Source organism: Acetobacter thailandicus (assembly GCF_011516655.1).
GTDB classification, from domain to species: domain Bacteria; phylum Pseudomonadota; class Alphaproteobacteria; order Acetobacterales; family Acetobacteraceae; genus Acetobacter; species Acetobacter thailandicus.
Genome location: NZ_WOSV01000022.1, coordinates 1 through 9,210, shown reverse-complemented (window position 1 = coordinate 9,210; position 9,210 = coordinate 1). Strand labels below are relative to the sequence as shown.

General features: G+C 49.4%; 7 protein-coding genes and 3 pseudogenes. 3 read left to right on the top strand and 7 right to left on the bottom strand.

Annotated elements, in window-relative coordinates:
- Positions 1 to 230 (top strand): annotated as a pseudogene (locus GOB58_RS13000) (hypothetical protein); the annotation flags it as partial.
- On the opposite strand, the pseudogene GOB58_RS13375 reads toward GOB58_RS13000, so the two are convergent.
- The 6 genes and pseudogenes from GOB58_RS13375 to GOB58_RS12530 form a co-directional block, all read right to left on the bottom strand.
- Positions 164 to 337, bottom strand: a pseudogene (locus tag GOB58_RS13375) (IS481 family transposase); the annotation flags it as partial. The pseudogenes GOB58_RS13000 and GOB58_RS13375 sit on opposite strands and share 67 nt — an antisense overlap.
- A 90-nt stretch (positions 338 to 427) precedes the next feature.
- A complete protein-coding gene (locus GOB58_RS13165; RefSeq protein ID WP_242005351.1) occupies positions 428 to 574 on the bottom strand; it encodes a hypothetical protein in 147 nt (48 codons plus the stop codon).
- A gap of 133 nt (positions 575 to 707) precedes the next feature.
- On the bottom strand, positions 708 to 1,172 hold the full coding sequence (locus GOB58_RS13160) for an IS110 family transposase (protein ID WP_242005350.1): 465 nt from the start codon (positions 1,170 to 1,172) through the stop codon (positions 708 to 710).
- A gap of 192 nt (positions 1,173 to 1,364) precedes the next feature.
- Positions 1,365 to 2,102 carry an ABC transporter substrate-binding protein gene (locus GOB58_RS12540; RefSeq protein WP_173560418.1) on the bottom strand — a complete coding sequence of 246 codons (738 nt, stop codon included), beginning with the start codon at positions 2,100 to 2,102 and terminating at the stop codon, positions 1,365 to 1,367.
- A gap of 88 nt (positions 2,103 to 2,190) precedes the next feature.
- A complete protein-coding gene (acnA, locus tag GOB58_RS12535) occupies positions 2,191 to 4,824 on the bottom strand; it encodes an aconitate hydratase AcnA (protein WP_173560417.1) in 2,634 nt (877 codons plus the stop codon).
- 23 nt (positions 4,825 to 4,847) lie between these two features.
- Positions 4,848 to 6,167, bottom strand: a complete 1,320-nt coding sequence (locus GOB58_RS12530) for an MFS transporter (RefSeq protein WP_173560416.1) — start codon at positions 6,165 to 6,167, stop codon at positions 4,848 to 4,850.
- Positions 6,168 to 6,488: 321 nt separating this feature from the next.
- Here GOB58_RS12530 and GOB58_RS12525 point away from each other — a divergent pair, with 321 nt between their 5' ends.
- Positions 6,489 to 7,607, top strand: coding sequence for a lactonase family protein (locus tag GOB58_RS12525; RefSeq protein WP_242005349.1), 1,119 nt, complete (start codon positions 6,489 to 6,491; stop codon positions 7,605 to 7,607).
- Positions 7,608 to 7,657: 50 nt separating this feature from the next.
- Positions 7,658 to 9,058, top strand: coding sequence for an MFS transporter (locus GOB58_RS12520; protein ID WP_242005348.1), 1,401 nt, complete (start codon positions 7,658 to 7,660; stop codon positions 9,056 to 9,058).
- Positions 9,059 to 9,112: 54 nt separating this feature from the next.
- Here GOB58_RS12520 and GOB58_RS12515 read toward each other — a convergent pair.
- Positions 9,113 to 9,210, bottom strand: a pseudogene (locus GOB58_RS12515) (IS5/IS1182 family transposase); the annotation flags it as partial.

The window sequence follows — 9,210 nt, the reverse complement described above, 5'->3', positions numbered from 1 at the left end:
GAACAAAAGGGGAGCTGAACTCAAAACCTCATGCCATGTGCGATGATCAGGGGCGACCAGTCCGACTTTATCTGACTGCAGGACAGGTCAGTGACTTCAAAGGCGCAGATGGCTTCTGGCTGATCTGCCCGCTGAGACAAAAGAGGTTATCGGGGACAGAGGTTATGACAGCGAATTTGCTGGTCCGATCGATAGCGACGAAGAGGTACAGCTTGCCTTCAGCAGTTTAGACCTCGGCAATATCGATGTGAAAAAAGCCGATGGGATAGCGTTTGAAACGCTGTCGTTTGGGCTTGTCTCCCTCGATATCCGGAAACCGGGATATCCCGTGGCGCTGCCATGACGTATCTGTCCCATAAGGCGTCCTTCCACTCTCGTGAAAATACTACACCATCAAACCACGGGACTAAACACCTAGCAACTGTGTTTAAGCGGTGGAGCTAATGCGCCATGGCACTCCGGCTTTGAGGATAGCATTGGCGATTGTGACGATCACCAGTTTGTGTGGCTTACCCCGCTCTTTCATGCGCCTGGCAACAGCTTTCAGAACTGGATTATGGCAGGCAGCAGCCAATCCTGCCTGGAACAGGACGTGGCGGAGCGATCTTCTTCCTTTGTGATAACGCTTTCAATCCGTTGTTCAAGCTCGCTGATCTGGCTTTCGAGAAATGCTTTGAGACTGCTGTCCATATCCTCCAGTTCAGCGTTCACACCCTGCTTGCGGCGCACCGAAATCTGGGCAGAAGCCGTTTACGTGCCTCCACCATCTGAGCCCTGCGCACCGTCAGTGCCCGCAGAAGCTGAAGTTTTGCATCCGGCAGTGTTCGTCCTGCTTCTGGACGAAAAGCCATAAAACGCGCAATCAATTCCGCATCGATATGATCGGTTTTCGCACGTTTCCCCATGGAGAGTGCACAAGCTTTGATCTGTGCAGGAGGCAACTGGACTGCATTGATTCCCATACTGATGAGAACACGCCAGAGTGCCCATTCCTGTCCACCGGTGGCTTCAAATCCAACCTTGAGACCGTCCGGCATACTCTGAAGAATTTCCAGTAATCTTGCATGGCCATCAGGTGAATTCTGAAAACGAAATCTCTGCTTTTCTGGCAGGCAAAAGCCATCAAGCCAGTCTCGGGACACATCTATTCCAATGACCATTTTCAAAGACATATCACTCTCTCTTTCTTATGTTCGCGGTCCCGAAAGCGGGCCGCCGTCAACTGTTCGAGACGGTGAAGAGAGGCGAGATCAGCCTGCTAGAAAACGTGGTCAGGCTACCAGGTGTTAAGCGCTGTATCTCACCTCATAAACGCCTATTAAGGCGATTTTCGGTAACAACTGAGACCACCATATAAATTGTTGTTAAGTGCGTAATGCTGCTACCGCAGCACCCGAAACATTGTTATGCTCCAACGACGCCGCAATAAAACCTTCTCGTTTCATATTTTCAACAAATTGACTCAGGAAGCGCGAGGCAGGTTCCCCATAACATCGGCGCACACCCATCGCCTGGCGGATCGTCATGAAACTTCCCGGAAGCAGCCGCAATCCTGGAAATCGGCGCGTATCAGCTTCAAGCTGCTGCTTTACTCCTGCGGCCACATCCATGTTTTCCGCAATAAACGTATCGACTACCAAGGGTGACGTAGGTGCGCGCAAAATTTTTGCATAGTGGAGCTCTCGTGAGAGAAAGAGATCATAAGCACTTCCCCGCCCCACGACAACATGGTTTTCATTACGATCAACTTGATCATTCGTCGTCAGAGGCGAGGAATCCCTGACGAGATAGCAACCTTCGATCAACACATAGGCTTCGGTGAAAGATATCTTTTCCGCTCGCATTGGGTCGATTGCAAAGAAGCCAATATCTGCGCCACCGTCCTCTACGCATTTGACCGACTTTCCTGCTGAGTCGTGCACAATGAGTTCCACTGCCACGCCAAGTTGCTTGCCCAACTCATAAGCAAGATCGACCGAAACACCGCTTGGCTGACCTCCCTCCGCAGATCTAGCTGCAAGTATCGGATTCCCGAGATTGATAGACGCGCGGAGGATACCTTCTGGTGCAAAGGTATGACGAAGTTCATGCATATCTGCCATCTTTGTTGTCCATACTGTGCATTACATCATTGGAGGATAATGGAAGCTGTAGTTGCACCCAGCACCATCGTTCTACACGAAAGTCACATCAAGAAGAGCTGTGTGAATTCCTCGATATTTCTGTTAAAATAGTCGAAATTATACCACCATTCTTCAGAAGCGTAATTTCGTGAGCAGTATCCACCATTAGTGTTAAATCCAAATGTGACACTGCCTCGTTCTGTGCTCGTTGCCATTCAACAGGAACAATGCAACGAGGGGACAGATCATTAAAGTTATATCTGATCACAAACTTGTCACGCGCATCAATTTTCTGTTCGCTGGCTTTCCACCCATCTGGAAGCCGTAGTGGAAGGATTCCCATGCCAACCAGATTTGTCCGATGAATTCTCTCGAAGCTGTTCGCAAGCACGGCACGTGCTCCGAGTAATTCAGTGCCTTTGGCAGCCCAGTCTCTCGACGAACCAGTACCGTAACGCTCTCCTGCGATGATTATAACTGGGAGCTTTTCCTCCTGATAGCGCGAAGCAGCTATCCAGACGGGCAGTGTTTCACCCGTTGAAGCAAAAACTGTTTTTCCAACCGACTTTTTCGCATTTAAATAATTGATCAGATTTTTATTCGTAAAGAGACCACGAAGCATCACCTCCCAGTTTCCGCGGCGTGAAGAGTAGACATTCAAATCATTTGGATTTTCACCACGTTCAACCAGCCATTTCGCTGCGTCACTGTCTGTCGGGATCGAACCCGCTGGCGAAATGTGATCGGTTGTTACGTCATCACCAAGGACAAGAAGTGGATTGCAACTTACGTCAACATCATTCTCCTCCGCAGGGGAGATCGCAACGAAGGGGGGACGTCGTAAATATGTTGATGCGTTATCCCAAGGGAACAGCGCAGCATTCGGCGCGGTCAAATTCGCCCATAATTCATTGGCATCTGCTTTTTTGGCCGCTTCTGCGACATCATCTTCCGCCATAGCAAGGAACAAAGCATCCTGGATTTCTTTGTCGGTTGGCCACAGATCGGAAAGGTGCACGTCCCTCCCCTGCCCGTCGACTCCAAGAGGGTCTTTTTGAATGTCGATATTTCCTCTACCCGCAATGGCATAAGCGACAACCAGTGCTGGTGACATGAGGAACGATGAGTCGATCTGGGCGTGGACGCGCCCCGGGAAATTGCGATTGCCAGACAATACTGCAATCGGATGAATTGCTCCCTTAATAATAGCAGCTGAAACTTCTGGAACGAGCGGGCCAGAATTTCCGATGCATGTTGTGCAACCATAGCCGACAATAAAAAACCCAAGGGCCTCCAAGTCTGTAAGGAGGCCGGCACGTGTCAAACGTAGGAAAGCAGCCGGCGACCCCGGTGCTATTGATGTCTTTACCCATGACGGAACACGCAATCCTTTTGCGACAGCCTTTCTTGCAAGTAAAGCAGCAGCGATAAGAAATCCGGTGTCGGTCGTATTTGTGCATGATGTGATTGCAGCGATCGCCACAGCATCTTGCGGGATTCCAACTGCAGTTGAACCAACTTTCAGCGACACATCTGCCACATCCACCTTTTGAAGCACACTAGCCAGTGATGACGGGGACAAGCGGTCTTGCGGGCGCGTAGGGCCTGCGATTGATAGTTCAAGTTTCGAAAGATCTATCTCAAACACTTTCGTATAGCGTGGCTCAGACGCTGGATCAAACCACAGGCCGGCTGCCTTTGCGTAAGCTTCAACCAGCACGCAGTGCTCGTTTGTCCGTCCAGTCTCGCGCAGGTAATTGATCGTATGCGCATCAATCGGGAAATACCCGGTTGATGCGCCATACTCAGGCGTCATGTTCGCGGCAGGACCACGATCCCCCAATGTGAGCGACGCAACACCTGGTCCATAATATTCGACAAACTCCCCCGAACATCCGGCCTGTCGCAGTATTTCAGTCACACGGAGCGCGAGATCAGTTGCAGTAACGCCCTCCCTAAGCGAGCCTGTCAGCCTGACGCCTAAAACATCGGGGATGCGAATGTTGACCGAGACACCGAACATCGCGCCTTCGGCTTCAAGTCCACCGACACCCCAACCAAGCACGCCAAGCGAATTGACCATTGGTGTATGACTATCGGTCCCGATCAGCGTGTCAGGGATTAGCCAATCCTGATTTTCGATTGTCTTTTTGCTGACGACCGTTGCAACACGTTCCATGTTGATGGTGTGCATGATACCCGTGCCGGGAGGGAAAACACGAAATCCATCAACAGCCTTTGTTGCCCATTTCATGAACTGGTATCGCTCGCTATTACGATCGAATTCACGTTTCAAATTGCGATCAAGCGCATCACTTGTACCAAAGTAATCAACTGGCGCAGAATGATCTGTCGATGTTGCCACGGGCACACATGGATTAAGCAATGCCGGATCGACACCGTTTTCAGATAACACGTCTCTCATCGCGGCAATGTCAGTCAGTGCAGGACCGCAAGTTGTATCGTGCATCAAGATACGTGTCGGAGCGAAGGGTATCGCCTCTTTACCGCTACCTGTTTTGGTCCAATTAATAAGCGCAGCTACGGCTTTATCACGCAAAGCAGTGTCCGGCTCGTGAAGAACATTCTCAAGAAGAATTCTGTGCACGTGGGGCATTTTTTCAAACGCATCACCTGCGATAGATTTGAGGTCATAGTATTTATATGATTTTCCGGTAATTTCTATTGATGCAACACTCATCAGCTCGGCTCCTTATTTTTCAATTAAGTGGTCGTTTTGTGATCTTGAGAGCCAATGCGCATTGCAGACATCATCGCAAATGAAGCCAGCACAAGCACGGCTAAGGAAAGCAACCCAGTTTCAGCATGGCCCGACCATCCTTTGATTACGCCAATAAAGTATGGTCCGACAAACCCGCCAAGATTCCCAATTGAATTGATAACTGCAGCTGAAACGGACACAACATCGCGGGGTAAAAACTGACTAGGAACGGCCCAAAATGGAGCCTTGAAAGCGTATAGTCCGGTCAAAGTAATTGTAATACAGAAGATAGAGAGAAATGGATTTGTGGTTATGCCAGCAATAGCAAGACAAATACCCGCTATCAGCAATGGAATTGCAGCGTGAAATTTCCGCTCTCTCTTTTTGTCCGAATGACGTGACCATAATATCATCCCGACAGTTGCCACTGCGTATGGAACCATCGCAACAAAGCCAATCTGCGCAGTCGTCAGCGTTTTTCCAAACCCTTTTATTATTTGCGGCATCCAATAGCCAATACCTAGACTACCGCATTGGTAGCTGAAATAAATAGCCGCGAGATATAACACTTTAGAGTTTGTAATTGCGCTTCGACTGGGCGTCGCCTTAATTTTCGTGCTATGAATTACTCTGTCAGCAGCTAATTCTTTTTCTAGCCATGACCTTTCCGCAGGTGACAACCATCGTGCATCAGCTGGTGTATTGGGAAGGCACAAAAAACAGACTATACCCCCTATGAGGGCCGGAGCCCCCTCGACGAGAAGCATCCACCTCCATCCACCCATTCCCCACACGTTATTCAACCAACCCATAACTGCGGTGCTGAAGGGAGCACCAACAAGATAGGAAACCGGAATTGCCGCGGTGAAAAGTGAAATAGTAGTTGCCTGCTCTTTAGCTCTAAACCAACCTGTGAGGTAAAAGATGAGGCAAGGAAAAAAACCGGCTTCACAGACACCCAGCAAAAACCGCATTACATACAACTGCCATTCAGTTGTAATGAAAGACGTGCAGACTGAGACAAGACCCCACGTCAGGAGGATACGCGTGATCCACAAACGCGCTCCAACCCTGTTCATCAGTATATTACTAGGTATTTCACATAGAAAATAACCTATAAAAAATATGCCAGATGCGAAACCAAAAGCTTCTCCACTCAGCCCCAGCTCCTTATTCATCTGCAGGGCGGCATATCCGATATTCGCTCGATCCATATAGGACACAATATAGAGAACGAAACAGAACGGTATAATGCGCCAAGCTGCCTTGCGGACTACAGTGGTTTCAAAATCGGAGCGGGCAATTTCATTTTGTGCGTTCATTCTAAGCCTCGCCGGAGAAAACTCGTTCCGTAGAGAAATATATTATATTGCCTTCAAAATGCAATCACGTGTTCGAGATTTCAGCTAACTCTACCCTATGGGGCATCGCACTAAGCTGATGCAGCACCTGAAGAAACGCCGCAAACATAGCAAGCCCTCCTGGAAAATCTACTAGCTATGCGTTCACGCAATCCATAGCTCATTTACCTTTCCACTAATTAAAAACATTTTACTACTCCTCTCATCGATTGACAAAGACAAGATTTAAGACCTCAATTATTTTTTTATATAAATCCAAAATTCAATAATGAGGATGTAAGCATGACGACGAAGACGAAGTTTGATGGCGCAATGCTGAGTGATCCGTATAAGCTGGAAGATGGCTTCTATATTGCTTATACCGGTTGCCGAACTACCCGCGAACGTAATGCCCGTGGGAACGGCATAAACGTCTACGTTGTAACTAGGCAGTCGGGAGAGTGGAACCTGATTCAGTCTCTGGACGGACTGGTCAACCCCTCTTTCTTGACGATCGATGAAAAGCGATCTGTTTTATATTCCGTTCACGGCGACAGTTCTGAGATCAGCAGCTATCGCATTAACCCGCATAGCGGTCAGATCACCCCCCTGAACACAGTGCAAACAGGGGGGAAGAACCCTGTGCATCTGGCAATCGATCCGACCGGAAAATTTATGGTCGTCCCTAACCATATCTCGTCCAATATCGCTGTCATCGCGATCAATGCAGATGGCTCCTTAGGGAAAATGACAGACCTACACACACTCGACGCCAAACCTGGGCCACACCGTGTGGAGCAGCCCTTTCCGAAGCCACACCAAACAGAATTTGACCCGACAGGTCGGCTTATCGCAGTCCCCGACAAAGGCGCAGACTTAATTTGGTCTTTTCATCTCTCAACAGAAGGAAAATTAATTCCAGCACCTGTCTCGTCAACGCCAACGAGAGAGGGCGCAGGACCGCGTCATATTGCGTTCCATAAAACACAACCTTTAGCGTATGTGGTGAATGAATTGGATTCCACTGTCACCGCTTATCATTACGATGAAATGAGCGGTCGGTTCTCTCCTTTTCAGGTAATAACGACACTACCAGAAACATTTACTGGTAATAATAGGGCATCAGAAATTGCGATTTCATACGAGGGAAACTTTGTTTACGCCTCCAATCGTGGATCAGAGACACTTTGTATTTATTCAATAAATCCAGAGAGTGGAATGCTCCGCGAGGTTAATAACATTGATAGCCTCGGACGCACTCCACGCTTCTTCACTGAAGATCCAACGGGAAAATATCTCTACGTTGCCAATGAAGACAGCGACAATATCGTAACATTTTCCATTTCCGGAGGCCAAGCACGGCCGACAGGACAAGTCACACACACCGGCAGCCCCGTTTGCATTATGTTCTTCGGAGCCTGAGCGGACTATCGCGCCCCATTCTTGGGTGTATTGAGCATGTGGGGGTAACCATGGATTTATCTGCTTCACGCAAGACAGCGGCGATGCTGATCTGCTGCCTGGGAGTTCTGGTAGCTCAAGTCGACACAACAGCCGTTAACGTCGCACTTCCCTCCATCGCTCAACAATTACATGCATCAACATCTCAGCTCCAATGGGTTGTTGATGCATATCTTCTGGTCCTAGCGTCCCTACTGATGCTTTCAGGCTCTTTGGGTGACAGACTTGGACGCAAGCGGGTTTTGGTAACCGGGCTGGTGATCTTCGGAGGTGCATCAGGGCTCTGTGCTCTAGCTTCCTCCGTGTGGCCACTCATCATGATGTGCGGCCTACAGGCAGTGGGGGGATCAACTCTCGCGCCTGTCGCTTTGTCCATCATTTCGAATATCTACCCGGATCGAAGCGAGCGTGCATTCGCGATCGGCATTTGGGGCGCGGTTGTAGGAGTCGGCATGGGGCTGGGGCCGATCATTGGTGGATCCATGGTCGCTCTTTACAGCTGGCGTGGTATTTTCGTTTTAAATCTTCCCATCATCGCCATAACTGTACCGTTGGTCCTGTATCTTGTCCCAGAAAGCAAAGCCACGCCCCCACGCAAGATCGATATTCCAGGTCAAGCACTTGCAATCACTTTCATGGCGAGCATCACCTTTGCCATTATCAAGATAGGGTCTCTTGGGTTATCTACATCGTCAGTTGAGGTTGCCACCGTCTTAGCTGTGATAAGTGGGGTCGCTTTTTTTGTCGTCGAAAGTCGAGTCCCTGTTCCGCTGCTGGAGCTGCGTTTTTTTCGCTCTCCCGTTTTTTCAATGGCGACACTGATAGGCTTTCTTGAATTTTTTAGTTATGCGGGATTCGTTTTTGTCGCCAATTTGTATCTTCAGGACAACCTTAAGCTTGCGCCATTAAAAGCGGGATTTCTTATGGTGCCGTTGGCGGTTGTCAATGCGGTTTGCGCGCCCATATCCGGTTGGGCAGTAGGCAAATGGGGGGCACGAGCATTAATGCTTGCCGGGGCGATTGCCCTTCTGGGAGCAGCAATTTTACTAATCCTGATGTCTTTTAATAGCTCGTTATTACAATTTATCGTAGCCTCCATGCTCGTTGGCCTAGCGATCGGCTTGGCAAACGCACCTGTAACGACACTTGCTGTTTCAGGAATGCCCCTTAGTCGAGCAGGTGTGGCAGGGGCAACTGCCTCGACAGCACGGCAATTAGGTCAGTCCCTGGGCGTGGCCGTTCTGGGGGCAACACTCAATGCACGCCTCCATGCAGGGTTGCCTTTCATCTCCGCAGCAAGCACGGGATGGTACAGCATTCTGGCATTCGCAGGTGTGATGGCCGCTGCTGGATGGCTATCGGGGACACATTGGGCGCAAGAAAAAGCCAATGCTATCATTCAAGCGGAATAAAAATGGGTTAGTGCTGGTCACGGATTATCTTTGTTCTGGTGCTACGGCATGTCGTCAGTTAAGCAGGATGATAACTGAAGCGAACTGCACGGCTGCGAGGAACGTTGATTTCATCTTGTCGTAGCGCGTTGCGATCGCGCGGAACTGTTTGA

Bases quoted from the DNA above. Each gene is read 5' to 3' on its own strand.
- acnA (WP_173560417.1), bottom strand. From the start codon at position 4,824: ATGAGTGTTGCATCAATAGAAATTACCGGAAAATCATATAAATACTAT.
- GOB58_RS12525 (WP_242005349.1), top strand. From the start codon at position 6,489: ATGACGACGAAGACGAAGTTTGATGGCGCAATGCTGAGTGATCCGTAT.
- GOB58_RS12520 (WP_242005348.1), top strand. From the start codon at position 7,658: ATGGATTTATCTGCTTCACGCAAGACAGCGGCGATGCTGATCTGCTGC.
- GOB58_RS12530 (WP_173560416.1), bottom strand. From the start codon at position 6,167: ATGAACGCACAAAATGAAATTGCCCGCTCCGATTTTGAAACCACTGTA.
- GOB58_RS12540 (WP_173560418.1), bottom strand. From the start codon at position 2,102: ATGGCAGATATGCATGAACTTCGTCATACCTTTGCACCAGAAGGTATC.
- GOB58_RS13160 (WP_242005350.1), bottom strand. From the start codon at position 1,172: ATGTCTTTGAAAATGGTCATTGGAATAGATGTGTCCCGAGACTGGCTT.